This is a genomic window from Rhizobium sp. SAFR-030, assembly GCF_059415005.1.
Genome location: NZ_JBPFDO010000001.1, coordinates 1,017,030 through 1,042,830 on the forward strand (window position 1 = coordinate 1,017,030; position 25,801 = coordinate 1,042,830).

At 62.4% G+C, this 25,801-nt stretch carries 25 protein-coding genes; all 25 read right to left on the reverse strand.

Translation table 11 applies throughout. The annotated features are described in order from the left end of the window. Positions 1–178: 178 nt before the first annotated feature. The 25 genes from ACR65N_RS05250 to ACR65N_RS05370 all read right to left on the reverse strand — a co-directional run bounded on the left by ACR65N_RS05250 (position 179) and on the right by ACR65N_RS05370 (position 25,497). Positions 179–1,540: an ABC transporter substrate-binding protein gene (locus ACR65N_RS05250; RefSeq protein ID WP_440456025.1), complete on the reverse strand. Its 1,362-nt coding sequence runs from the start codon at positions 1,538–1,540 to the stop codon at positions 179–181. Positions 1,541–1,837: 297 nt separating this feature from the next. Continuing rightward, positions 1,838–2,737: a bifunctional methylenetetrahydrofolate dehydrogenase/methenyltetrahydrofolate cyclohydrolase FolD gene (gene folD, locus ACR65N_RS05255; protein ID WP_440456026.1), complete on the reverse strand. Its 900-nt coding sequence runs from the start codon at positions 2,735–2,737 to the stop codon at positions 1,838–1,840. Positions 2,738–2,850: 113 nt separating this feature from the next. After that, positions 2,851–4,671 (reverse strand): GumC domain-containing protein, encoded by a 1,821-nt coding sequence (locus ACR65N_RS05260; protein WP_440456027.1) that lies wholly within the window; start codon positions 4,669–4,671, stop codon positions 2,851–2,853. Between the two features lie 71 nt (positions 4,672–4,742). Next, positions 4,743–5,432, reverse strand: coding sequence for a WecB/TagA/CpsF family glycosyltransferase (locus ACR65N_RS05265; RefSeq protein WP_440456028.1), 690 nt, complete (start codon positions 5,430–5,432; stop codon positions 4,743–4,745). A gap of 238 nt (positions 5,433–5,670) precedes the next feature. Continuing rightward, the gene (locus ACR65N_RS05270; protein ID WP_440456029.1) at positions 5,671–6,210 is read right to left on the reverse strand and encodes a hypothetical protein; all 540 of its coding nucleotides are present in this window, start codon (positions 6,208–6,210) and stop codon (positions 5,671–5,673) included. Continuing rightward, positions 6,210–6,575 (reverse strand): hypothetical protein, encoded by a 366-nt coding sequence (locus ACR65N_RS05275; RefSeq protein WP_430305924.1) that lies wholly within the window; start codon positions 6,573–6,575, stop codon positions 6,210–6,212. The genes ACR65N_RS05270 and ACR65N_RS05275 overlap by 1 nt, the downstream gene beginning before the upstream one ends. 26 nt (positions 6,576–6,601) lie before the next feature. Next, entirely contained in the window at positions 6,602–7,159 is a 558-nt protein-coding gene (locus ACR65N_RS05280) for a rod-binding protein (RefSeq protein WP_440456030.1), read from the reverse strand. A gap of 93 nt (positions 7,160–7,252) precedes the next feature. Then, the gene (locus ACR65N_RS05285; RefSeq protein WP_440456031.1) at positions 7,253–7,666 is read right to left on the reverse strand and encodes a hypothetical protein; all 414 of its coding nucleotides are present in this window, start codon (positions 7,664–7,666) and stop codon (positions 7,253–7,255) included. A 6-nt stretch (positions 7,667–7,672) separates the two neighbouring features. Then, entirely contained in the window at positions 7,673–8,425 is a 753-nt protein-coding gene (gene fliR, locus ACR65N_RS05290; protein ID WP_430305927.1) for a flagellar biosynthetic protein FliR, read from the reverse strand. Then, complete coding sequence (flhA, locus tag ACR65N_RS05295) at positions 8,422–10,509, reverse strand: flagellar biosynthesis protein FlhA (RefSeq protein ID WP_440456032.1); 2,088 nt, start codon at positions 10,507–10,509, stop codon at positions 8,422–8,424. Before flhA ends, fliR begins: the two co-directional genes overlap by 4 nt. Before the next feature lie 121 nt (positions 10,510–10,630). Next, positions 10,631–10,897: a flagellar biosynthesis protein FliQ gene (gene fliQ, locus ACR65N_RS05300; RefSeq protein WP_430305929.1), complete on the reverse strand. Its 267-nt coding sequence runs from the start codon at positions 10,895–10,897 to the stop codon at positions 10,631–10,633. A 101-nt stretch (positions 10,898–10,998) separates the two neighbouring features. Beyond that, the gene (gene flgD, locus ACR65N_RS05305; protein ID WP_440456033.1) at positions 10,999–11,481 is read right to left on the reverse strand and encodes a flagellar hook assembly protein FlgD; all 483 of its coding nucleotides are present in this window, start codon (positions 11,479–11,481) and stop codon (positions 10,999–11,001) included. After that, positions 11,472–11,921, reverse strand: a complete 450-nt coding sequence (gene flbT, locus ACR65N_RS05310; RefSeq protein ID WP_430305931.1) for a flagellar biosynthesis repressor FlbT — start codon at positions 11,919–11,921, stop codon at positions 11,472–11,474. Before flbT ends, flgD begins: the two co-directional genes overlap by 10 nt. After that, entirely contained in the window at positions 11,918–12,265 is a 348-nt protein-coding gene (flaF, locus tag ACR65N_RS05315) for a flagellar biosynthesis regulator FlaF (RefSeq protein WP_430305932.1), read from the reverse strand. Before flaF ends, flbT begins: the two co-directional genes overlap by 4 nt. 37 nt (positions 12,266–12,302) lie before the next feature. After that, positions 12,303–13,394 (reverse strand): flagellar hook-associated family protein, encoded by a 1,092-nt coding sequence (locus tag ACR65N_RS05320; RefSeq protein WP_440456034.1) that lies wholly within the window; start codon positions 13,392–13,394, stop codon positions 12,303–12,305. Positions 13,395–13,397: 3 nt separating this feature from the next. After that, positions 13,398–14,906 (reverse strand): flagellar hook-associated protein FlgK, encoded by a 1,509-nt coding sequence (flgK, locus tag ACR65N_RS05325; RefSeq protein WP_440456035.1) that lies wholly within the window; start codon positions 14,904–14,906, stop codon positions 13,398–13,400. A gap of 29 nt (positions 14,907–14,935) precedes the next feature. Further along, complete coding sequence (locus ACR65N_RS05330; RefSeq protein ID WP_440456036.1) at positions 14,936–16,522, reverse strand: flagellar hook protein FlgE; 1,587 nt, start codon at positions 16,520–16,522, stop codon at positions 14,936–14,938. A gap of 221 nt (positions 16,523–16,743) precedes the next feature. Beyond that, positions 16,744–17,415: a winged helix-turn-helix domain-containing protein gene (locus ACR65N_RS05335; protein ID WP_430305937.1), complete on the reverse strand. Its 672-nt coding sequence runs from the start codon at positions 17,413–17,415 to the stop codon at positions 16,744–16,746. A gap of 281 nt (positions 17,416–17,696) precedes the next feature. Then, on the reverse strand, positions 17,697–18,272 hold the full coding sequence (locus ACR65N_RS05340; RefSeq protein ID WP_440456037.1) for a transglycosylase SLT domain-containing protein: 576 nt from the start codon (positions 18,270–18,272) through the stop codon (positions 17,697–17,699). Then, positions 18,202–19,809 (reverse strand): flagellar hook-length control protein FliK, encoded by a 1,608-nt coding sequence (gene fliK, locus ACR65N_RS05345; RefSeq protein ID WP_440456038.1) that lies wholly within the window; start codon positions 19,807–19,809, stop codon positions 18,202–18,204. Before fliK ends, ACR65N_RS05340 begins: the two co-directional genes overlap by 71 nt. Before the next feature lie 2 nt (positions 19,810–19,811). Then, entirely contained in the window at positions 19,812–21,113 is a 1,302-nt protein-coding gene (gene motC, locus ACR65N_RS05350) for a chemotaxis protein MotC (protein ID WP_440456039.1), read from the reverse strand. Then, entirely contained in the window at positions 21,113–22,399 is a 1,287-nt protein-coding gene (locus ACR65N_RS05355; RefSeq protein ID WP_440456040.1) for a MotB family protein, read from the reverse strand. The genes motC and ACR65N_RS05355 overlap by 1 nt, the downstream gene beginning before the upstream one ends. Further along, a complete protein-coding gene (locus ACR65N_RS05360) occupies positions 22,396–23,034 on the reverse strand; it encodes a hypothetical protein (protein ID WP_440456041.1) in 639 nt (212 codons plus the stop codon). The genes ACR65N_RS05355 and ACR65N_RS05360 overlap by 4 nt, the downstream gene beginning before the upstream one ends. A 271-nt stretch (positions 23,035–23,305) precedes the next feature. Beyond that, positions 23,306–24,274, reverse strand: a complete 969-nt coding sequence (locus ACR65N_RS05365; RefSeq protein WP_440456042.1) for a flagellin N-terminal helical domain-containing protein — start codon at positions 24,272–24,274, stop codon at positions 23,306–23,308. A 278-nt stretch (positions 24,275–24,552) separates the two neighbouring features. Next, on the reverse strand, positions 24,553–25,497 hold the full coding sequence (locus tag ACR65N_RS05370; RefSeq protein WP_440456043.1) for a flagellin N-terminal helical domain-containing protein: 945 nt from the start codon (positions 25,495–25,497) through the stop codon (positions 24,553–24,555). Between the last annotated feature and the right edge of the window lie 304 nt (positions 25,498–25,801).

Below are 25,801 nucleotides of genomic sequence, written 5' to 3' on the forward strand. Positions count from 1 at the left end.
TAGCCGAAGACCCCTCCCACACCCTCCCCGCGAGGGGGGAGGGCTTGATCCAGCCGAACCGCCGAGGCCCAAAGCAGGATGAGCAAGGGCAACGACTTCTCCCCCTTGTTGGGAGATTGGCCGGCAGGCCAGAGAGGACCTTGCTTCAGTCAAACCAGCTCGACTGAGGCAGTGGACCCTACTTCAACCCGTCCCAGGCCTTCTGGATGTCGGTTCCGACGGTCTTTGCGTCCTTGCCGCCGACATAGTCGATCATGCCGGTCCAGAACGCGCCGGCGCCGATCTTGCCGGGCATCAGGTCGGATGCGTCGAAGCGGAAGGTGGTCGCGGTGGTCAGCAGTTCGCCCTGCTTCTTCAGGACCTCGTTGGCATAGGCATCCGGATTGACGCCCTTGAACGGCGTCAGGAACGAGGCCTGCGCCATCCACACCTCATGGGCGATCGGCGTCTTCAGGAATTCAATGAACGCCTTGGCGGCCGGCGAATCCTTGGTGATGGCGAACATCGTGCCGGCACCCAGCACCGGTGTCCCCAGCTCAGGCTTTGAGGCGTAGGTCGGCATGTAGAAGAAGTCGGCATCGGTACCGAGTTCCGTGCCGGGCGGGAAGAAGGACGGCACGAACGACGCCTGGTGATGCAGGTAGCATTTCGGCGGAATGTCGAAGAGGCCCTTCGGGCTGTCGCGGAAATCGGTGGAGGACACGGCTGCAACGCCGCCCGCCACGTATTTCGGGTTCTTGGCGAATTTTCCGAATTCCTCGATCGCGCCGACGACGGCCGGATCGTCGAACTTCACCTCGTTGCTGACCCACTTGTCGTAGACATCTGGCGCCTGGGTGCGCAGCATCATGTCTTCCACCCAGTCGGTCGCCGGCCAGCCGGTTGCGCCGCCGGAACCGAGACCGATGCACCAGGGAACACCGCCATCGGCGACGATCTGGTCGCTGAGCTTGATCAGGTCCTCCATGGTCTTCGGGACTTCGTAGCCGGCCTCCTCGAAGTTTTCCGGCACGTACCAGACCATCGATTTGAAGTCCGCCTTGAACGGGAAGCCGAAATAGGCCGGCTGACCGTCCTTGCCGTTGTAGGTGCCGTAGCGGATCCAGCCCTCGCCGGCACCGTAGTTCTGCTTTACCCAGTCGGCGTTCTCGTTGCCGAGCGGTGTCAGCAGGCCCTTGGCGGCGAGATCGGCAAGCAGGCCGGGCTGCGGAATGATGGCGATGTTCGGCGGAGAACCCGCCTGGGTATCGATGACGATCTGCTGCTCGTAATTCTCGGAGGAGGAGTAGCGGCCGTTGGCGCCGGTCGCCGCGTTGAAATAGGCGAGCACGCTATTGAAGAGCACCTCGTCCTCGCCGCGCCAGGGTCCGAAAAGCGTCAGGCTCTGGCCCTTCAGGTCCGCATGCGCCGCCTTGAAATCCTCGTAGCTCTTCCAGTTGAATTTGGCGTCCGATCCCGGCTCAAACTTCAGTTCCTGAGCAGATGCGAATGTCGCGCTCAAGCAGAGAGCCGCGACGCCGGCCAACAGCAGATGTTTCATGAAAGAACCTCCCGTCTCGATTTTTCAAAGACTTCCCTAATCCCGATCGCCCCGACCACATGTTGCACGTGCCGAGACCGAACAATGCTCCCTCCGCCTGCATGTCGTCTTAGACCTGCACCGATGACGAGCAAAGTGTCGCATGAATTAGAGCGGCCGTCACCTAAGTCCACGGGGTGCTCCGTTCATCGTGCACAGGCGCGGGTCCGCGGCACCCGATGGTGAGCGGTTGCTTTCCGATAGCGGGCGAGCGGGCGGCCGAAACGGGCCCCCGGACAGCGTTCGCGCAGGCTCAGTCTAGAAGCGGGGGATCGGCCGGCCGACAGATCGATAGGCTGCGACCACCGTGTTTGCCATCAGCATGGCGATGGTCATCGGGCCGACACCGCCGGGGACGGGCGTGATGGCGCCGGCCACCTCGGCGCATTCATCGAAGGCGACGTCGCCGACGATGCGGAACTTGCCCTCGCCCTTTTCCGGCGCCTCGATTCGGTTGATGCCGACATCAACCACCGTAGCACCCGGCTTCACCCAATCCGCCTTGACCATGAACGGCATGCCGACCGCAGCGACCAGGATATCGGCCTGTCGGCAGACGCCGGCAAGATCCCGGGTCCGCGAATGGGCCATGGTGACGGTGGCATTGGCGGCCAGCAGCAGCAACGCCATCGGCTTGCCAAACAGGTTGGAGCGTCCGATGACGACGGCATTGAGGCCGGAAAGGTCTGGCCCATGGAGGTTGCGCAGCAGCACCATGGCGCCGGCCGGCGTGCAGGAGACGAGGCCACTTGCCAGATCGCCGCTCGCCACCTTGCCGGCGTTGACGACATTCAGACCGTCGACGTCCTTCTGCGGCAGGATGGACTGGATCACCGGCTCGGAGTTCAGGTGCTTCGGCAACGGCAGCTGAACGAGAATGCCATGCACGGCCGGATCGGCATTGAGCTTGGCCACCAGCTGCTCCAGCTCGTCCTGCGTCGTTTCTTCCGGGAGGCTGTACTGCATCGAGTTGAAGCCGCACTGTTTTGCCATACGGCTCTTGGCGTTGACGTAGGAGTGGCTGGCGGGATTGTTGCCGACGATGACCACCGCAAGGCCCGGCTGCATGCCCGCCTCACGCTGGAGGACGGCTGCCGCCTCGGCGACGGTGTCGGTGACGCTTGCTGCGGATGTCTTGCCGTCGATGATATGTGCCACGCCTTGCTCCTCGTGCCGGTGCGGCAGCTTCCTCGCACGAAGAAGCGGCGGCCGCTTTCCCGTTCACGCCCTATGCCGTCAAAATGGCGATTGCAAGAGGTGGCGTGCGCGTTTCACCGACGGCCGGCGTAACGGCGCTCGACCGGCTGATGTTCCTGTTCCGGCACCGGCACCGCATTGGCAACCTGCTGGCGCAGGCGGGCGATACCCTGGCGCAGCTCGGCAATCTCCCGGTCGGGAGAAGCGGGTGCCGCGGCGGGCCGGGACGCGACCGGCTCCGCCTGGCCGGCCATGATGGCTGCCAGCAATTGCGGCAGCGGCGGGTCGGCGACCTGCGGCTGGAGATTGGAGAGCAGAAGCTGCTCCAGCGAGCCTTCTGCCGCTACGGACGTTCGCACTGCCTGGCGTTCCGGGGCTGCGGACATCTCGGCAGACAGCCGCTCCTCCCGGTAGTAATCGTCGAAGGACGGCATGGCCGGAAGGCGGTTCACCTGCGGCTGTGCGATCTCAATCCGGCTGCGGGCGCTGTGCTCCGAAAGACCGGCAAGCGCCAGCAGATCGACGACCGGCTCTTCAATCTGCAACTCGATGGGCGCTGCGATCTGCGGGATCGCGAGAACGTCCGGTGCATCCTCGGCAGTCTGGTCCGCCTCGGGTTCTTCAATGCGACGCCCGGGCAGTGCTGCGCCGACAAGGCAGAGGCCGGCGACAGCGCCAGCCAGCAAGTAGAGCCAGGCCGGCAGGCCGGAGACGCTGGCAGCCGCAGGACTTGCGGCACTGAGGAAGCGGATCTGCTCGACTGCGGATGATGGATTGGCTTCGGCATCGCGGACAGCATCCAGATAGGCCTGGCGGGCCGTCTCGAGCGAGGTTTCGAGCGCCAGCTTGCGGGCGGCGGCATCGGAGACCGGCGCAGCGGCCAGCGACGCCTTCCGCGCGTTGGTCTCCTGCACCTGCGCCTGCAGCGCCGCCTCTTCCTGCTTCAGGCCACCGGTCATCTGCTTCATTGCCCGGGCGATCGACTGTTTCGCCTCGCTCTCGGCGGCAGTGGCGGCGATCAACCGCGGATGGCGCGGGCCGAGCTCGGCGGACAGCTGGTCGATCAGCAGTCTTGCCTCGACGTGCTTGCGGCGCAGCGTCTCGAGCCCAGATGCCTGCAGTTCTGCCGGCAGCGGCTTTGCAAGCACGTCGTCGAGCGTCAGGTGCGACAGGGTTTCGCCCCGTGTTGCGGCATCCGCCTGCGCGGCCTGCAGCCGCTCGGTCTCGGCAGCAAGCGCTGCCTGTTCGTCGCGGACCTCCTGCAGTCTCTGCAGATCGGCAGGCGCCACGGCCAGCGCATCGATGTCGGACTGGATCTTTTCAAGATTTCCGCGGGCACGGGCGACCGTATCCGGCTCGCCGAGCAGTCGCTGGTCGTTGATGCGCTGGCTGAGCAAGCGGGCCGCGGCATTGGCGATCTCGGAAGCGGCAAGCGCGTTGTCGCCGCGGGCGACGACAGCCAGTTGACCATTTTCCCTTTCGGCGACGGACAGCACGCCCGACAGCCTCTGCCGCTCGGTGGTCTCGCTGGCCGCGTCCGACAGATCCTGCCGCGACACGATATCGGAGAGCAGGCCGATCGCCGTCGGATCCTCGATGGGGCGGCCGGCGGCATCGACGAAGCCGATCTGCCTGGCGACGGCGTCGAGGAGCGCCCAAGACCGCAGCCCCTCCTCTGCCGCCTTCACGAGATCGGCGCGATCGGTATCGTCCGCTGCCTGACTTGCCGGCGCGAGACGGGCTTCGGCCAGGTAATGGCGGGAAAGGTCGAGCGGCAGGACATGCGGAAGAGCGGCGCCAAACACCGCGGCCGACAGCAGCAGGACGGCGGTGATGGCGTTGCCGCGGCCGCGCCCGACCGAAAGGCCGCGCGTTGCGGGCCTACCTGTCGTCATCCATCCGTCGCTCGAAGCAAGCATGCGCCCTACCCGCTGTTGCGAGCGCGCCCCGGCGCGCCTGTCATTTCTTAAGACAGGTTAAATTTCTTTGGCGAATAATTCGTTAATTTCCGCTGCGCGGTGGCGCTCCGCGCTTCCTTTTTGACAGCCGCCGCATCGAAGAACCGGCCGGCCAGCAGTGCCAGCCCGTCGTGCCGGAACGACAGGTAGCGTTCGAGACGGATCTCCTCGCGCCAGTCGCGCGCATCGGCGATAACGACATCCGGCGAGGCAGCCTCCAGGAGTTCGTCGGCGGCGATCGGACGACGGCCGCAGACCGGTTCGGAGAGCAGCACTGTCGTCACCTGATGCCAGGGCGAATGCGCCATGAGCTGCCGGCTCGCCGTCTGAAGCCGCGCCTCGTCTGCACCGATCAGCGTGATCCGGCGCGGCGCCTCCATGAAGGTCAGCAGCGACGGAACGAAGCGGGCGGCATCGAACTCGCTCACCGGACGGCCGGAGGAGACCAGGCCGACGACTGAAGCAATCCAGCGGCTGTCCGGCAGCAGGACACGGCCGGCCATGGCCTGCCGAAACCGGCGGTCGACAAGGCTGCGCAGGAGCTGACGCAGGGACAGGAACGACACGGTGCGACAGCCGACGCGGATGTCGGCCGCGGTTTCCAGCATCGAGAAGCTGTCGCTCCAGCCGAAGGCCGGGAAAGGCAGCCCGAAGGCGTTTCGCCAGCGGCTGGAAACAGGCGTTGAGGTGAAGCTCATCGGCTTGATCCGCCACCGGGTCGGAAGCTCGGGCGGGCGCTCGATGATCTGCGCCAATGGAGTTTGGCGTCGTCTTTTGATGTCATGGTGGCAGCTGCTCGGCACGAATGATCTGGGCTGCACAGATATCAGAGACGCGTGAAACCGCGTTTAAGGCTCGGCCGAGAATTGGATGGGCCGCGTTCGGCCGGCGTTAACGACGATCGGCGGCCATCACCCGAAAATGAGTGGCAGAAGGTCAGTGGCCGGTGCTTGCCGGCGCGTCGGCTGTCTGTCCCTCGACGATCTTCGTCGGGGAAATCTGCTTGCCGACCGAGCGCTCGCTGTTGGCGCGGATATCGTCCTTCGACAGGTAGTCGAACCGCTCCACAAGCACCTCGAGAACGTAGTCGTCGCCGAATTTCTTGTTCAGCGTATCCTTGATGCCGCTGCGGAAGGCCTGCAGGTCGAAGGAGGCGGCATTGTTGGGATCAACCATCTTGTTGCCGACGAGCATGGTGAACAGCTCGTCGGTCATCATCTCGGTGACCGGAAGATGCACGGTCTTGACCTTCTCCTTGTCCATCAGGAAGGAGATCCGCGTCAGGAAATAGCCCTGGACGTTGCCGTTCTTCAACAGCGGAACGTTGATCGACTCGCCCTTCACCAGTTCCGACTTCGCCTTCAGCAGAGCCGCCTCGTCCACCGGTGGCGGCGGAGCGGACATCTGTACGGAAAAGTAGACTGCGCCGAGCGTCACGACGCAGACCCAGAGACCGGTGAGGACGAGCTTGATCATCAGGATTCGCTGTAGAGGAACTGTTCTTGCGTGTAGGTGCCATCGCCGTCGGCATCGCGCACGGCGTTCTTCAGCAGGTCGGCCACGGTGCGCACGGCGTTGAGATGCGCTTCGACGCGACGGGCATTGAGCGCCAGCTTCGCCTTCAAGGCGTGCATCTGCTCGATGTGATTGGTGACGAATTCCTGCGGGCTGGCGCCGCGGAACAGCATGGTCAATTCGTAGAGGCAGCGGCTCTTGTGCGCGTTCGACACCTTGAGGTCGAACTGCGGATCCCTGCCGATGCGATCGTTCTCGTTGTCGATGATCATTTCCAGCCGGCCAAGTACCGTCTTGATGCGATAGTCGCTTGAGACAACGTCCATATCTTCCTCTCCCATTCTATTCGCCATCATGCCTGGCTGCGCTCGGTCGGCGCGAGATCAAAAACTTTTCGCTGAAAATCGTCGAGCATGCTCATTGCGCGATTGCGGCTGTCCTCGTCCGTCGCTGCGTTCGGAACCGCCTCGTTGCGCACCTTCTGCAGGGACTGAGAGTAGACCTGCTCGGCAATGCCCATGCCACCCTGTCTGGAAATCTGTTCGGCTATCTGCTCCGACATCATGCTCTGCCAGAATTCGCCGGCCGAACCCTTGCCGTAGACCTCTTCGCTATCCTTAGGCATCATCGAATTGACGAAGTTCTGCAGGATCGAGGCTTCGAACTTGCGGTATTCTTCCGGCATCTCGGCCGACTTCACCGACTTGTCGTTGTGGCTGAGCTTGGCCCTGGATTCGGTCCCATCGAGCAGGTCGATGGTGGTCGCAAAGCCGGTGCCGGCAGCAGCAAGGCTGGTCGCCGCGAAAGCCGCGCGATTTGCCTTAAGCTTTGCCTGAGCGGCCTGAACGTCTTGGGGATCCGCTGCACGCAGAACGTCGAGCACGAGATCGCTGGGAGGAGAGATCGCCACTTGAGCTTCCTTTCGTCTAAGTGGCGAGACTATGCGGGGTGAAGCTTGCTGGAGGCTGGCGTCCGGCCTGATCGGTCGGCGGGCCGCCTGATTTTATCGAAAGCCCTTCGCCCCTCCACCCGACAGGGTGATGTCCAGGAGATCGTAGATGGCGTTGTCTTCCTTCTCGCGATCCTCCAGATCACGGGCATCCTTCATCTGCTCTTCCAGCCGGTCGCCCTTGATGCGCTCGCGCATGACCCGCGCCTCCAGCACCTGCTGGACGCCGGAAAGCTGCTTGTCCTTGATCATCAGGCGACCGAAGCGCTCGGAATAGTTCTGCGAGAACTGCATGTGCACCGGCGTCATCGAGCCGATGGCGGAAATCACCAGATCCATCGATTCGCCCAGTTCGCTGCGTTGCCGGGTGGTGGAGGCAAGCTCGCTCTCGGCCATCTGCTCGAGGTGCCGCTGGACATTGACGAGGCGCTTCAGCTTTTTCGACCGGGGTTGTCCGCTGCTCGCCATGTCGCCTCAGAACGCGTTGAAGACAGGGCCGAAGCCATCGGCGAACTGCCTGACCATGGCACCGATCGCCAGATACAGCATGAAGATGCCGCCGGTGATCAGGTAGGGCGTCGAGATGAAGTAGACCGGGATCTGCGGCGCCAGCTTGTTGACGAGGCCGATCGCGACGTTGAACAGCAGGCCGTAGATGAGGAAGGGGCTCGCCAGGCGCAGCATGATGTAGGTCGAGGCGCGCAGCGTGTCGGTGAGCGTGATCAGCATCTTCTGCGGCTCGAGGACTGCACCGATGGGCGTTGCCGTATAAGAATCGACGAGCGCCCGGAAGACGATGTGGTGAAAGTCGAGGATGAACAGCAGCATCAGGCCGCAAAAGGAAATCAGGCTGGTGACGGCGGTTTCCGAGTAATCCTCGAGGATGTCGTGGCCGCCGGGAGCGGTGAATCCGATCGACATGGTCAGGATGGCGCCGGCGAACTGCAGGCCCATCACGTAGATGCGGGCGATCATCCCGTAGGTCACGCCGATCAGCGTTTCCGAAGCGATCAACCCGACATAGGTGGCCGGCGGCTGCCCGACCTGCGGGTAGATGACATCCCACAGAACGGGGACGAGCGCGACCGACACGCCAAGCGCCAGGAACAGGCGCAGATTGCCCGGCACGCGGGCGCTGGAGAAACCCGGCATGGTCATGATGCACCCGCCTATCCTGCAGAAGGCCAGGAAGAGTGCCAACACGGTCCCCTGCGGGTCTGTGATCATGAGATGGAGCCCAGTATCTTGATATCGAGACCCTTGGCCAACTCGACGTGCGACAGGACCGGCAGCGTCGGGAACAGGCGTTCGATGATCATCCGCACGTAGGAGCGCGTTTCCGGAGAGGTGACTAGCACGAAAGGCGTGCCGCGGTCCATGAATTCGCGGATCACCTTGCTCGCCTGCTCGCTGAATTCCTCCAGCGTACGCGGGTCGATGTCGAATTCCAGCACCTCGCCCTTCTGGTCGCGCTTCAGTGCCTGGTGGAAGAGCAGGTCCCACTTGCTGCCGAGGCGCAGGACACGCAGCATGCCGTTTTCGGCCAGATCGCCGCACAACTGCTGGGCCATGCGCACCCGCACATGCTCGACGATCTGCTCGGTCTTGCGCACATGCGGCGCCAGTTCCGCCACCGCCTCGAGGATGAGATGCAGGTTGCGGATCGAGACCCGCTCCGCCAGCAGCAGCTTGAGCACTGCCTGCAGACCGGAATAGGACATGTGCGACGAGCAGATCTCGTCGGCCAGCTTCTTGTACTCGGGGTCCATGCGGTCGATGAGGATCTTGACGTCCTTGTAGGACAGAAGCTGCGGAAGATTGTTGCGGATCACCTCGCTCAGATGGGTGAGCACCACCGAGACGTTGTCGATCGGATGGAAGCCTTCGCGCTTCAGGTCTTCGGCGAACGCTTCGAGGATGGACACGGCCGGCATGCCGAAAGCCGGTTCGCGGATCTCGTCACCCGGAATGCTGGGCTTGCGGCCCGAGCCGGTGACCACCAGCACGTCGCCGACGCGCAGGCTGTTGGAGGCGACCGTCGTTCCGTGGATGCGGATCTGGTAGGATTTCTCCGGGATCATGATGTCGTCGGTGACCTTGATCTCCGGAACGACGAAACCGTACTGGGTGGCGAACTTCTTGCGCATCTTGCCGACCCGGAACGCCAGTTCCTGATGCGCGCCGAGAAGCCGCGTCGACACCTGCTTGCCGAGCGCAAGCTCGATCTCGGCGGTCTTCAGCATCGACTTGACGGAATCCTTCTCGGCTTCCTTCGTCTGGGTGACCTTCATCTCCTCGGAATCGCGGCGCAGCTGGTTTTCCGCTTCCACGCGGCGCGGCACGAGCCAGGCGCCGAAGGCCATCAGGCCGCCGAGCACGGTGAACGGCAGGAAGGGAAGCCCGGGGACCAGCGCGAGGATGCCCATCAGGCCGGCGGCGACCGAGAGCGCGCGGGGATAGCCGCCGAGCTGATCGAGCACGGCCTTGTCGGCAGTACCGGCGGTGCCGCCGCGGGTGACGAGCAAGCCGGCGGCGAGCGACACGACGAGCGCCGGGATCTGCGAGACGATACCGTCGCCGACCGACAGCTTGACGAATACGTCGGCCGCTTCGCCGATCGGCATGCCGTGACGGAAATAGCCGATGACGATGCCACCGAAGATGTTGATGGCGGTGATGATCAGGCCGGCGATGGCGTCGCCGCGTACGAACTTGGAGGCGCCGTCCATGGCGCCGAAGAACATGCTTTCCTCTTCGAGCTCACGGCGGCGAAGCTGCGCTTCCTTCTCGTCGATGATGCCGGCGGAAAGATCCGCGTCGATCGACATCTGCTTGCCGGGGATGGCATCGAGGGTGAAGCGGGCACCGACTTCGGCGATACGCGTGGCGCCCTTGGTGATGACGATGAAGTTCACGGTGACGAGAATCAGGAAGACGATCACCCCGATCAGGAAGTCGCCCGACATTACCAGTGAGGCGAAACCGGCGATCACGCCGCCGGCTGCGTCATGTCCCTCATGGCCGTGCGACAGGATCGTGCGGGTCGTCGCAATGTTGAGCGACAGGCGGACCATGGTCGAGATCAGCAGGATGGTCGGGAACGAGGAGAAATCCAGCGGCTTCTGGATCCACAGGGCCACCATCAGGATCAGCACCGAGAAGGCGATCGAGAAGGCAAGGCCGATGTCGATGAGGAAGGTCGGGACCGGCAGGAACAGAATGCACAGGATGCAGACGATGCCGAGTGCGAAACCGATATCGCGACCGTTCGGAGCGACCTTGGGGATCGCGAGAGCAGGTGGTTGTGCCATCGTATTTCCGTCTCTTCATGAGAAGGCGGCGCGACAGAGGTCACGCCAGTCAACCATCACGCTAGCCTGCGAAGCTTGTGCGAGGATGGCAGACGGAAACTGCCGGCCCTGATCGCTCGGATCAGAAGCCGGTCTGGACCCGCGAGAACACGAGGTTCGCGAAGATGGAGATCTGGCTGCCGATGAACGGCGCGGCCAGCCCCAGACTGAGCAGGATGGCGACGATCTTCGGCACGAAGGTCAGCGTCATTTCCTGGATCTGCGTCAATGCCTGCAGGAAGGCGACGCCGACCCCGACCACCATCGCCACCAGAATGGCCGGACCGGAGGCGATCAGGACCGTGCGCATGGCGGCCTGCATGATTTCCAGTGCATCGGCTTCATTCATGGAGCCACTCCTTGCCCGCTTAAGCGCGGGGCCCCCGACTCATTCGGGTGATTCGACAGGCCAGTTCTACCGGCCTGTCGGGGTTACGTCGAGCTTTCGCTCTAGGTGTCGCTCTGGCCGTCGGCCGCGGCCGAATCATCGGCAGCAGGTGTTGCAGCAATTGGCTTGTCCGAGACCACGACGCCGGCCTGCAGCAGGACCTTGTCGCCCCCTTCGGTCAGTGCGATGACGCCGTCCGAATAGACCTGGACTTCCTTGATCTTGCCGGTGACCTTGTCGTCGGCGCTCATGATGTACTTGCCAACAATATCGCCGGCCCGCGTCAGAGCTTCCGCCTGCAGCATGCTCTTCAGGTGGGTGTTCGTCTGGATGGTCTGCTCGACCTGAGAGAACGACGCCAGCTGCGACATCTGCTGGGATGCGTCCATTGGCTCCGTCGGATCCTGGTTCTTCATCTGCGCGATGAGCAGCTTCAGAAAGCTGTCATAGTTCAGGCTGGCCTTGTTGGCAGCATTGCTGGACGCTGCCGCATTGGCCCAAGGGTTGGACGAGGCGGTGGCCGAAGTGACCGTATCTACCGCCATGGTGCAATCTCCCGGCGGATCTGCTCGACCGTCGCCGGCGTCATTTCCTGGTTGTTGAGGATGCGGTCCTCGATGCTGTAGAGGCCGCGGATGGCCTTCAGCGCGTCGAAAGCCCGGCCGCTGACGACCATCGCGTCGATGCGCTTCAGTTCGGCCAGCACTTCCTCGTCCTGGAAGCAGGTGAGAAGCATGGTGACCGACTTGCGGAACATGGCCATCGACTGGTCCTTGCCCTCCGGGTTGATCAGCATCATCTGGGCGATGAAGTAGAGCTGGCGGAGCGGCGTCGTGGCGTCTTCGAGCTGGAGAACGTGGTTCTCGAGCAGGAAGGTGACGTCGTTGAGGAATTCCAGCGCCACCTTGCGGTCGACGCGAAGAACCGCACCGTTGATGAAGATTCTTTCGCCGGATTTCAGCGAGATGCGCAGCGTACTTTTCATTTAAGTCCATCCCTGATGATGGTGGTCACGTCGATGATGCCTTGGAAATTGTCAGACTGCCGCCGCCTGATCCGCTCGCATTCCTTCAAGATCCAGATGGCGATGGAGATCAGATTGGCACGCAGTTCGGTATTCAGTTCGTTTTCCGGCTGCCGGAGATCTTCGATGAACCGGATCCAGACGCGCCGGGTGTAGAACAGAGCCTCGATGCTGGCCCGGGAATTGGGCTTGTCGTCTCGTGCCGCTTTCAGCAGCTCGATCGCACGATCAAGCGCCTGCCGTTCGCGGGTTTTGGCGTCAGCGACGTCATCGTCCATGATCTCGGCATATGAAAACTGGTACATTCATGTATCCTTCATTTTCATCGACTCCCTCTGGTCATCAAAGGTAGTTTATGAGGCTCAGCTGTTGGATCCGGGCGGTCAGCGTATAGGCCGCCTCGAGCAGCGACTTCAGCGAGTTGACCCGGGTGGCCGCCTCGTAGGGGTCCACCGATTGCAGATCGCTGATGCTGTTTTCGAAGATCGCCTTCTGGGCCGACAGCGAATCCGTTGCCTTGGTGATCCGTTCGCTCGACAGGCCGAGCTGCGTGCGCTGGCTGGAAATGCCGGACGATGCACGGCCAATCGCCTGCTGCGCCCGTTCCGAGACGACGGCACGCGCCGCGTCGGAAACACCCGGCAAGAGTTCGATGGAAACCACTGCACCAAAGACGAAGTTGCGGAAGCCGCGGTCGTTGGCATTGACCGAGCTCTCGATCGTTTCGCTCGACGTGATGCGGGTCGTCATGTTGCTGTCGGAAGCCTTAGACCCGAATTCCTTCCAGAAGTCCTTGCCGTCACTGTCGGCCGGCTGCGGAGGGCTGGTGGTCATTTCCGTGCCGTTGAACTTCTTCTCGAGGTCATCAAGGAAGACGCCCATCTGGCTGGCCGACAGTTCCGTCTTCGAGGTTACCGGCGGCACCTGATTGGCCATGAAGTAGGTCAGCTCGGCATCGACGGCAGTCTTCAGAGCCGAATTTTCTTCCGAGTAGGAGGTCAGCGGCTTCACGTCGCTGTTCGTTCCGGCAAACAGATATTCGCCGGCGACCGAGGAATTGCCGCTGGAGATGAAGGTGTTGAGCGCCTGCTTCATGGTCGTCACCACGGCGTCGATGGTGGAATCACTGTTGGTGAGGCCTGTCAGCAGGCCGTTCACCGTCGTCACCTGTTCGGCCATCACCTTCAGGGCGCCTTCAGAGCTGTCGATGCGGGTCTTGGCGAGACCGTTCGCCCCTTGCAGGCTTTCGATGCGCAGCAGGTCGCGGGTGAGATCCAGGCTGTGGGTGGTCGAGGATCCGAGCGCCACGCCCATATCCGCGTGCAGTCCCGTGGTGACCTCCAGATTGGCGGCCACCAGATCCTTCTGCGCCTTCTCCATGGCCTGGCGCAGGCTGTTCTGGATCGACAGATTGGAGCTGAATGAAGTCTTCATAACTTATCCTACCGAATCGAGCAGCGTCTTGATCATCTCGTCGATGGTGCTCAGCAGTTTGGTGCCGGCTTTGTACGACTGCTCCACATCCAGAAGCAGCGACAGTTCCTCATCGAGGCTGACCGAGGTGACATTAGAATACGCTTCGCTTGTGCGAGCCATGAGCGCCGTCTTGGTTTCGTCGGCGTTGGAAGCGGAGCTGCGCAGAGATTCGAACCAGCCGACCGATGCGGTCGAGAAATCGAGAACCGACTGATCGCCGCCGATGGAACTGCTGTCGCTGAAGCCGAACTTCACGTCCTCGAAGCTCTCGACGTAGTTGTCGAGCAGTTCCGAATAGCCGCTCGATCCGTCGGGGTTCGCACGGTATGCTTCACCCGCGATACCGCCATCTCGAATGAGCGCAGGGTTACCCGTCGGCGGCAAGACCGCGGCGCTAATCCTGATGCGCGTCGACATATCGTCGACCGGCATATGCTTGATATCCAGCTTTTCCTTAGGCTCGCCCGCTGCCGGATCAGGCAATATGGGTAGTGATGGATTCTTGATGTCGTAGAACAGGCCTGCTGCAAAACTGCCGTTGCCGTTCTGATTTTCCTCTTTGAACATCAAGATGAGAGCTGTTGCTATCTCGTCGAGCTGGCGCTGGTAGGTCGGCGCAACCTGGTCGCGGATCTGCAGCAGTGCCTGGAGCGAACCCTTGGCCGAGGTATCGCCACCGTCGCCTGGCGTTATGGCGACGCCGTCGATGAAGACATCTTGCGTAATTGCGCCGGCGTTGTAGCTTTCCATCGGTTTCGTCGACACAACGCGCGGAATGGTCTCGAACAGCGTCGTGCCTTCCGACGTGTACAGCGCCATGTCGCCGTTTTCGCGGGTGACCGAGTAGATGCCGACGAGATCGGAAATCTTCTTCAGCAGGGCATCCCGTTCGTCGAGCGCGCTGTTCGGGTCGTTTCCGGTCGAGGTCGCCTGGATGACCTTGGTATTGACCGTCTCGAAGCTCGCCAGCAGGGCGTTGAGGTTGCCGACCTGCTCGTTGATCTTCTTGTCGGCATCCTGACGGATGGCCTGCAGGCCGGTCGAGGTGGAATTCAGCGACTGGACGAGATCCTTGGCGGCGGAGACGACGCCGGCAGCCAAGGTGGTGTCGGCGGGCTTTGCCCCGTACGAGCTCAACGTATCGCGGAAGGTGGAGAGGTAGGTGTTCGGCGAGCGGTCGTAGTTGCCGCCGCCGAGCAGATTGGCGATTTCCTTGGTCAAGCCGTCGGTCAGCGTCGCCTGCGCGCTTGCAGACGAGTTGCTTTCCAGTGACTGACGAAACAGGGCCGCATTTTCCTCGCGGTAGACCGAGCCGACGCGCGCGCCGTGCTCCGTCGATACGATCATCACGGTGCGCTTGTTGTAGTCGCCGTTCTGGACGTTGGAGATGTTGGTCCCGATGACCGACGTCTGACGTGCCGTATTGTTGAAGATCGACTGTGCCGTGGACCGTGCTGTGGAAAGCGACATCTAGTTTGCCTCTGTAGGGATACCGCTCGTTACCGCTTCAGGTTGACGAGCGTATCCAGGAGTTCCGAGCCGGTCTGGAAGACCTTGGAATTGGCCGTGTAATTGCGCTGCGCCTGGATCATCTGCGTCAGCTCCTCGGCGATATCGACGTTGGAGTCTTCGAGCGCGCTGGAGAGGATCTCGCCATAGCCGGAACTGCCGGCATAACCCATGACGATGACGCCTGAATCCTGGCTCTGCGAGTAGACGTTGCCGGCCAGCGGCGTGAGGTTGTTCGGGCTCTGGACGTTGGCCATCGCGATGCGGTAGCTCGGGATCGACTGGCCGTTCTTGTAGAGAATGGAGACGATGCCGTCCTTGCTGATCTCGACCTTGTCGACCGCGCTGGCACCCTTGCCGTTGACGTCGCCGGTGATCGAGTAGTCCGCGCCAAGCTCGGTCAGCTTGCTGATGTCGATCGTCAGGGCGTTCAGCGTCGCACCGTCGATGGTCTGCTGCGTCGTCGATACCGATGTCGGGTTGGTGAGGACGCCGGAGCCGTTGAAGGTCAACTGGTGGCCTCTTCCGTTGCCGTCAGCCGAGGCCGCCACGGATGTCACCGCGCCGCTTTCCGAGATGCCGGACAGATCGATCGTCAGAGCCTCAAGCGTGCCGTTGGCCGTCAGCGTCAGTTCCGAGGGAGCAGCAGGCGAGGTCATCGCACCGGTGGTCGCATCGAAGGTGACGGCTTGGGTGCCGATTTCGACGGTACCGTCATAGACCTTGAGGTCCCAGGTATTGGTGTTGGTGCCGACATCGGTGCCGGTCTTGATCATCTTGTAGGTCAGCTCGTGCGACGAGCCGTCGGTGCCGTAAGCGATCGACTTGAAGGTCGCGGCAGGCTTCGTCGCATCGACCGGCAGGCTGTTGTTCAGCGTACCGGTGACAGCGCCGGTCGCCGACTTCGTCGGTGTGTTGCCGGTGATCGAGATGCCGTTGTACTGGACGTCGAGCGCCCAGGTGGTTTCGCTGGTCTTGGTGTAGACGTAGTTCAGCAGACGGGAATTGCCCTTGCTGTCGTAAGCCACGACCGACGACGACTTGGTGAAGCCGACGGCCTCGTTGACCGGTAGGTTGCCCTGAACGGAACCGCCCGTCGACGGAGTGGCCTGCAGGCCGCCGCCCTTGACGTTGATCTCGCTCAGACCGACGAAGCCGTTAATGACGATCGTCGGATCGACGTTCTCTTCGTAGGGGTAGCCCATCAGCGTGAAGCCGGCCGAGTTCATCAGCGTGCCGTCTGCCTGAGTGCCGAAATTGCCTGACCGGGTCAGGTACTCGGAACCGTCGGCGCCCTGGACGATGAAGAAGCCCGAGCCGTTGATCGCAAGGTCGGTCGGCGACGTCGTGTAGCTGAACGAACCCTGGGTGTTGATCGAATAGCGGACGTTGGTCTGGACGCCGCCCGAATTGTAGTTTCCGCCGGTCGACGGCAGGATCATGGACGAAAATTCGGTCGAGGCCTTCTTGTAGCCAACAGTGCTCGAGTTGGCGATATTGTCGCCAACCGTTCCGAGAAGGTTGGCCTGTGCGTTCATGCCGGAAACACCGGTGCGCATCGTTCCGTAAAGGCTCATGTCAAATCCTCGTTTTGCCTATGCGGCGACACTAGAGGGCGGGCCTTGCGTGAAACTGTCTGGTTCGACCTTTGTGGCCGTGCCGAGCCGGTGCCGTCGGGTCGGCGAAACAGGCCGCCGGCATGGTCTGGGCAAAACAAAACCCCGGATCCGCTGGGGATTTCCGGGGTTCGACATGACTTGATCTTGCGTGGGATTGCGCCCCGGCGACCAGGACTGCGTCAGTCCCAGTCGATGCAGTAGCCGAGGAAGCGCTTGGAATCGATCGGGTCGAAACCGAGCTTCTTGCGCAGCTTCTTGCGCAACTTGCTGATGTGGCTCTCCACGACGTTCTCTTCGACCTCTTCGTCGAAGATGCCGTAGATGGCGCTGAAGATCTGTGTCTTGGAAACACGCCGGCCGCGGTTGGCGACTAGGTATTCCAGGATGCGTCGCTCGCGGCGCGGCAGGGGAAAGATGTCGCCCTGAATTTCCGGGTCCCGGCCGTCGTCGAAAACCCGGATCGGGCCGATGTCGACATAGTTGGTGATCGCCTTGATGCGACGGCGGATTGCCGCTGCACGCGCCAGAATCTCCCGGGGATGAACCGGCTTGCGCACCACATCGTCGACGCCGCTGTCGAACAGTGCCAGTGTCGCTTCCAGCGAAGGATGATCGCTGACCGCAATCACCGGTGCCGTGGTCCGGTCGCGGATTGCCCGCGGCAGCTCGAGCGAATGATCGCTCTGACCGATCAGGAATGCCTCGACCGCAGCGATATCCGTATCGGCTGCCGCATGCACCCACTCGCCAAATTCACGAGGATCAAACCCCGTGGAGGGTACGCCCTCTCGTCCAAACAGTGAGGTGTAACCCTCTTTCACGAGCTCACGCTCATCAACCACTACGATCATTCGTCCGCCTCCGAATCAGTGTGGTACCTCGATGGACTATGGGTACGAATCGGAGGAGTCAGCGACAACTCTACAAAGTTAACTATACATTTTAATAGTTGATTAAGGTTTGCGTCCCGATTTGCGCTAGATCTAGTGGGTACCGCGACGAGACCGCACATTTTTCCGGTGGAAAAGTTAACACTGCGTAACGAAGCGCTTGCAGCGCCTCATTTTGGACAAATCAGCGCAACCCGAACACCCGATAATTAACGACGTGTGTCAATCAATCTTTAGTTGCTTTATTGGCAGAATTGCGAGGCTGTCGGCGTCCACTTTCCGTAGCCCGTGGCGACCAGATTGGCGATGACGCGGCAGACATACTGCTTCTGTGCCGGGTCGTTATTGGGCCCTGCATGGTATCTGGCGACGGCCATCGTCCAGGTCTCATGCTTGTCATGAAGGTTGCGCAGAAATTTCGCGGCATATTCCACGTTGCGGCGGGGATTGAGCATGTCCTCCACGGAGGTGAAATTCTCCCCGTGGAAGTGCTGATTGATCTGCATGCATCCGACGTCGATCAGCTTGCGGCCTTCGGTGCGCGCGGTCCGGAAGGTCTGGATTGCCGCTGCCGGGTCCTCCGGAAAATATGCCTTGCCCTCGACGTTCAGCGCCCACGGGTAAAGGCTCCCCTTGCGGCCGGTCTCCGCCAGACCGACCGAATAAAGGATGCCTTCCGGGATGCCGTATTTCGACGCTGCGGACTGAATCTCACGCTCGCAGGCGCCGGCTGCCACCGCCCTGGCGTCAGAGGTAGAGATCACCAGAGCGAAGACCGCCAGCATTGGCGCCAGGCCGACCATCCATTGCAGTCTCATTCTCAGTCGTCCCTGATGCATTTCTGGAAGAGGATTGGCCAGATGACTGCCCCTGCCCCTGGCCACCACCCGCGCCATCCGGCTGCCGCTCGGAGCCGAAGGAGCGCTGGCCCTGATCGGATTGCTGTTGCTGCGTCTCCGACTGGCTGGAAGCGACGATGCTGACGCTGACCTGGTCAACTTGGAAGCCCTGCGATCGGAGCGCGTCAAGAATGCCGCTGCTGTCTTCCGACAGCTGCTGATGCGCCGCACGGTTCTCGACGGTCAGGTGCACGCTCAGCTCCTCGCCGACGAGCCTGAGGGTCGCTGTGACCTTGCCGAGCTCGATCGGCGTCATCTGCAGCTTCAGCGTATTGACCACCTGGCCGGTGCTGGTCTGCGTGGCGGCGTTGGAGAGCGCGCTGCCCGGCTGCATCGCATGTGCCCATTCGCCATCCTGCGCCATCGCCGAAGTGAGCGCCGCGCCGTTCTGCGACTGGCTGAACCCGAGATAGCGACGCGAATCCAGCACGACCACGCCCTCGGCCGCGCCGCTCGACGAGCGCGATGTTTCGAAGCTGGTCTTTCCGTCCCTGTCTGCGCCGACGATCATGTCCATCGTCGCCCGGCCTTCGCGGGTCGAGGAGAAGCGGAATGTCCTGGCATCTGTCGAGAGGTCTGCCGTCGTGGCGTCGGCGCCGAGTGACAGGGCCGGTGCCGGCAGATCGTCAGGCGCCAGCGTATCGCGGATCTTGCCGACGGATGCGCCGCCTTCGTTCGCCGATGCCTGCCGGGTCGACTGGGCCACGCTGCGGGCGAGCGTCGGCGGCATGGCGCCGCCGAGCATGCCGAGCATCGAGCCCGCATCCCCGGCCGCCGACAGCTGAGCACTCCCGTCAGACGTGCTGTTGAGAGCCGCCTGATCTGCGGGCTGTTGGCCGGTTGCGCTTCCGGCATCCTGCAGGCTGGCGCCATGGCGCGTGCGGCCGGGACCGTTGAGAGCAGCGGCCGCAGCCGTTGCCTCGCCCTTTTGTCCCTTACCCGTCGCCCGCACCTGTTCAAGCAGTGCCGCTTCGCCCTGCGACTTGGCCGACATCGACGTCTCGCGAACACCGAGCGCTGCCGCTCCGAGGTTCTTGACGCGATTGACGAAGGCCGAGAGCCCGCCGACGTCGGCAGCCGCTTCCGGCAATGTATCGCCCATCGTCGGGTCGAGGTGGCCAGCTTCGAGGGCGGCCGTCGTGTCGGGTGTTGCAACGACGACGGTGGTGTCGCCCGTTGGCGCAAGGCCGTTCGCCGCACCGGACATCTGCGCCGTTCGGCCGGCCAGTGTGCCGAGATCGAGGCGCGACTTCGAGCTCGAAGCGCTGCCGCCGCTTTCGCGCGCCGCATCGCTTTCGGCTTCGTCGTCGGACCTGCGCCCATCCTGGCCGCCGTTCTCGAGTTCGTAGCTGGACATCGTATCGCTAAACCCGCTGCCGGCCTCGGCGCCGCTTCGCGACGCGGACGGACGGGTGGTGGATACGGGGGTGGTGTCTCCCAATCCCGGAGTGAACATGATTATTTCTCCTCCCTCAACAGGTCGTCGACGGCGCTCAGGTTCGACCGGCTTTTCTCGACGAAGGTCGTGAAGGCCGGATCAAGTTTGTTGGCGCTGTCGGAAGCCGGCACGACCCCGGCCTTGGAGCCGGTGGTCTCATTCCCCTTGACGGCCGAAGTCTCCTCGGCACTGATCTGATTTGGCAGACTGGACCGCTTGTCTTGCTCCAGGCTGTCTTGACCCTGGACAGCCTGGTCCGGAGCGGCGGACGGCGGGCGCATCACCTCCTCGGCGACCTGCTGAGCCGCGGCGCGCAGGGCGCGATCCTCCGGCGAAAGCTGATCGGAAGGCACGTCCCCCATTACCTTCAGGGCGTCCGCAACGTCGCCCTGCGACAGGCTTGCGACGCCACTGTAGAGCTTGGCCACGTTGCCGGATGCAGCACCCGGATCGCCTCCACGCTGGCGTGCCCGGTCGGCGGCCAGCTGGGCCAACTCGCCCTTGCCGTTGATCGTCGCCTGCCGGGCGATGCGCAGATAGATTTCGCGGGCGCGGTCATCGTCCATGATGTCCAGCGCGCCCTCGATGTCCTCTCGCGAGATTTCGCCGTAATGCTTGACGACCAGCCCGACGAAAAGATCTGCGAACTGGCTGGCGTAGGGCGAATGGATGAAGCGCCTTGCATACTGTCGAGCGAAGAGGAATGCCTTGTCGGGCATCTTCACGTCGATGGCGATGGCGATCGAGCGCCGCAGCGCCGCCTCCTCGACGATTGTGCCGGGCGCCATGAGGCGGGCCCAGTCGTAGAATTCGAGAGCCCGCTTCGGCTCCTTGGCAACCATGACGTTGCCGGCAACCAGCGCCAGGTAGGGGCCGACTCGCTGGCTGCGGTATTCCGGCGTCATCGCCGCGAGCGTATTTGCCACCAGCAAGCCGCGGCCGTTCAGGTACTTGCGCAGGACGTCGGCGACGCGGTTGTCGAAATTTCCAGAGACGTCCTTGGAGACCAGCAGTTCGAGCGTCGCCGGATTGCCTCCGCTCATTGCGTAGATCAACGCAGCATCGACGTTGCGCGGGTCATCGAAAACGCGCGGATCGGCGACGCGGAACTTCCTGTCCAGCTCGCTCAGCATGAATCGCTGCATCTCGCCGGCGGAATGATCGCCCATGACAACCGTGTCCTGGACGAACTGCAGCGACCTCAGCATCTGGTAGGGTTCGAGGCTCTCGGTGACCGCCTGGGCAAAGGCAGCCGGCGCCGCCGAAGCGAACACTCCGGCTGCGGCCAGAAAAAGCAGTCGATGCCGGATCCGCCGTGTCATCAGATCTTGTTATCCTCGAGCAGGATTTCGATGCGCCGGTTCTGATCCGCCAACGGCTGATCCGGAACCTGCAGGCGCCGATCGGCGTAGCCGGAGATCTGGCTGACGCGGGTCTCGGTAAGCCCGCCCTTGACCAGCATGAAATAGGCGCTGTGCGCACGAGCTGCCGACAGGCGCCAGTTGTCGTTGGCAACACCCTTGAACTGACGGGCATCGGTATGACCACGGATTACGATATTGCCGGGTCGGTCCTTGAGGATGGCGCCGATCTTCTCCATCGTCATCACCAATTCCTTGCGCGGTACAGCCGATCCGAGGTTGAACATCGGTGTCTGCGACTGGTCGGTGACGGTGATCAGCATGCCACCCTCCGTCGGCGTGACGATCAGCCCTTCGGCAAGCTTGCCGGGGATCCCGGAGATCTGCTTCTCGATCTCAGCCTTCAGATCGTCGGCCGCCTTCTGCTGTGCAGCAACTGCAGCCGTATCGGCCTTGATGCTTGCGGCGTCCGGTCGCGGCTGCGGCACGGCGACGGCGACCTCGGTGGTATCCGGCTTGCCGGCGGTTTCCTGGCCGGAAGAAGCCGCAATTTTGGTAGCCGCGGGATCGACCGGCGCGGGAGACATCGGCGGCAGCATTTCCTGCGGCGTGGCGCTCGCCTCCTCGACCGGCGGCACCTGAGCCTGCGCCGTCTTCTGGCCGTCGGCACGCGTCACCTCGACCTGCTTCGTCCAGAAGTCGGGATCGAAGGGATCACGGTAGGCTTCGCCGCCATCGGCACCGGTTGCCGGGCCGGAGACGCTGGCACCGCCCTCGCCCTTGGCGCTGACATTGGCCTGCTGCCCGACTTCCTGGGCAATCTCGGCAAGCACCGAGTACGGGTTTTCGAAGAAATCGGCCTCGGAGTAGTTGGATTGGTCGCCGGAGCTGGAGGTCATGTCCTCGCCACTTGCAGCAGACGCGCCGACCTGCTCGTTCTCGGCCTTGACCTTCGAACGTTCCTTGCTCTCCTGCCCTTCGGCTGCATCCACGGGCTTTTCCAGGCCCTTCTTGGCGGGCGTCTCGTCGGACAGCTTGATCGGGTTGAAGTAGCTGGCGACCGATGCCTTTGTTTCCTCGTTGGCGGCATTGACGAGCCACATGACGAGGAAGAACGCCATCATCGCCGTCATGAAGTCGGCGTAGGCGATCTTCCAGGCACCGCCATGGGCGCCTTCGTGACCACCGCCATGCTTCTTGATGATGATGATTTCGTTCTTGCCGTGATGGTGGTTCTGTTCGCTCATCCGAGTACCTTCTTGAGGCTGCCGGCCCAGGCGGACATCCGCGTCACGAGCACCGCCTCGTCGATGTCGACCGAGATGTCGAGATCCGTCGTCTCGATGTGCCGCAGGTCAGGCGCATTGTCGCCGAGAGCCTTCTTCAGGGTCTCGAACAGCGAGGCAGGCGCCTTCACCGTCAACTGCCCGACGCTTCCGTCCTGCATGACCGTCCTGATCATCGCTGCCAGCTTCTGCGTCGCCTTGGTGGCCAGTGCATCCTGCATCACCGGAGCAAGCACCCCGGCCAGCTGATCGGAGACGATCGCGGCGATCCGTTCGGCGGCGGCCGCGTAGCCGGCTTCGACGCGCAGCAGCGCCTCGCTTTCCAGCGATCGGCGCAGTGCCGCGATCTCCTCGGCATGCCGTCTTTCAATTTCGACGCGCTCGGCTTCCCAGGCGGCCCGTGCCGCGGCCTCGGCCTCCACCTTGCCTTCGGCAAAGGCTTCGGCGCGCTCAGCCTCGACGTCGACCTCGACGCTTGGCAACAACGGCGCCGGCTCGAACGAGAATGACGAGCCAAAATCCTCTTCGGCAAGGATGGTCGGCAGCACGCGCGGGGCGCTGAAGTCCTTCAGGTACCGTGCCAGGGGTGCGGTCATCGTGCGGCTCCCGAGGGGGCAGTCCGGCGCCCGATCCGGTTCGCACGGGTTCGTCGCTGTGAAAATCGACAAGTCGGCGCGGCGATCATTGCACTGTCCTGATTGATGTCCGGAAACACGCGAAAACCATCCTTGCGGAAAGAGCGTGAATATGTGCCGATCCTAGGCAGCCAAACTTGTGCGAAGGTGAAGAGATTGGACCGCGAAAGGCAGTTCGCGGTCCAATCCGGGGCAGACCATTGGCGGCGGTCCGCCCCGAGCCGGAAAACCCTTACTGCTGGAACAGCTGCAGGATGTTCTGGGCGTTGGTGTTGGCGATCGACAGCGCCTGGATCGCCAGCTGCTGCTGCGTCTGCAGCGCCTTCAGCCGGGTCGATTCCTCGTTCATGTCGGCATCCACGAGACGGCCGACGCCCTTGTCGATGGCGTCCATCAGGGTCGAGACGAACTCTTCCTGCATGTCGATACGGCTGGTGACCGCACCAAGCGTCGAGGCGGAATCGGTCAGCCCTTGCAGCATGGCTTCGACAGCCTTCAGCATGCCGGCCAGCTGTTCGCTGGTGGTGCTGTCGTCGATGGCAATCTCATCCCCTGCCGGTCCGGTGCCGGCATCGACGTTCAAGAGGAAGTAGTTGGCCGTCTCCGTACCACCTGCACCGTCAGGCTGTTCGACCTCCCAATCCTTCGTCAGCAGGCCGCGGCCAGCATCGAACGTGTCGATGAGGATAGAAGCGCCGGCATTGTACTCAAGAGTGGTCAGCGAGATCGAACCATCGGCCGCACGATTGAAAGAGGCGACGATGTTCTTCATGCCCGCGCCCGCCTCACCGGCATTGAAAAGCCAGTTCTCGCCCGAGAACGACGCGGATTCAGCGATGGAGGACAGCTGATTCTTCAGCTCCTCGAGTTCCTTGTTGATCTTCGTCTTGTCGACGCCCGGCTCGGAGGCCGCGGTGATCTTCGACTTGATCTCGTCGACCACCTTGATGGCCGATTCGAGACCCGTATAGGCGGTATCGGTCTTTGCCGCGCCGAGGCCAAGCGCGTCCTGGACGGTGCCGAGGGCCTTGTTGTCGGAGCGCATGGTCGTTGCGATCGACCAATAGGCTGCGTTGTCGGCAGCGGTCTCGACCTTGTAGCCGGACGAAATGCGGTTCTGCGTCGTTTCCATGTTCTGGTTGACAGAACGAAGCGTCTGAAGCGCTGCCAGAGCGCCGGTGTTGGTAATGATACTGGTCATCTAAGAAGTGCCCCAGAGGAGTGAAGGGACATGCCGGAGCTCAACCGGCAACGCTGGGTCGCATCATGCGTGCAAGCGACGGACTTCTTCCGACGCTCTCCGGCGTTCTTAAAAAACGGTCTCGGCAATAGGCCCGAAGCCCGCGGTGACGCAGGAACCATTTCTCAAGATGCATTAGAGCGGCTTTAGCCTGCGCGAAGCTGGTGGTTTTGCGCATATACGAAAAAGGCCGCGCACGGGGCGCGGCCTTTCGAAGGATCGGGTTAGGCGTTAGCGGCTTAACGGAAGAGCGACAGGACGTTCTGCGAGTCGCTGTTGGCGATCGAGAGAGCCTGGATGCCGAGCTGCTGCTGCGTCTGCAGAGCCTTGAGGCGGGTCGATTCTTCGTTCATGTCGGCGTCTACCAGCTTGCCGACGCCCTTTTCGATGCTGTCCATCAGGTCGGCAACGAAGTCGGTCTGCATGTCGATGCGGCTGTTCAGTGCACCGACGTCCGAAGCGGCGTCCGTCATGTCCTGGAGAACGGCGTCGACGCCCTTCAGAGCAGCCGACAGGTCACCGGCGGTCATGGTGCTGATGTCGAGGGTCAGAACCGAAACGCTGAGCGATGCGGAGGAGCCGGTGTCGGTGTTGTAGGTGAGGTTGCTCGACAGCAGGCCCGTGCCGCCGAGAGAAACGTTGGCGCCGGAAGCATCAACCTGGATCAGCGACGAGTTGTTGGTGTCGTATTCCAGCGTCGTCAGGCTGACATTGCCCGATGCGTCACGGTTGAACGAACCGACGATCGACTGCGTGCCAGCACCGGCGGAGCCAGTGTGATAGACCCAGTTCTCGCCCGAGAAGGATGCCGACTTGGAGATCGAAACGAGCTGATCCTGCAGCTGCGTGATTTCCTTCTGGACCTTGTCCTTGTCGACGCCCGGCTGCGAGGCAGCGGTGATCTTTGCCTTGATTTCGTCGACGACCTTGATCGAGGATTCAAGCGCCGTGTAGGCAACGTCGGTGGTTGCCGCGCCAAGACCAAGAGCGTCCTGAACCGTGCCGAGGGCCTTGTTGTCGGAGCGCATGGTCGTTGCGATCGACCAGTAGGCTGCGTTGTCGGAGGCTGTCTCGACCTTGTAGCCCGACGAAATACGGCCCTGCGTCGTTTCCATGTCACTGCTGATGGAGCGCAGCGTAGAGAGTGCTGCGATCGCAGCGGTGTTGGTCAGAATGCTCGTCATTGAAACTGCCCCTTGTGCAGGCTGAAAATCAGGGACATTCCGGTTGCTATCCGGCAAGGGGTGCTACGCATCATGCCCGCCTCGACATCTATTCCGCCGAGAGACGCACCGCTTGAGTGAGATCAGTTAACCCTAACCTAGTTAATGAACGGTAAAGCGAAAGCGCTTTTAGCCTCAGACATTTAGAACTGCAGCGAGCGCCTCCGAGAACCTCAGGAAGAAGACCTCGGTGGATGCCTGCTTCCCAGCCATCCAGAGCCACCGTCTTCACAAACGAAAATCGCGCCCCCCGAGGGGAGCGCGA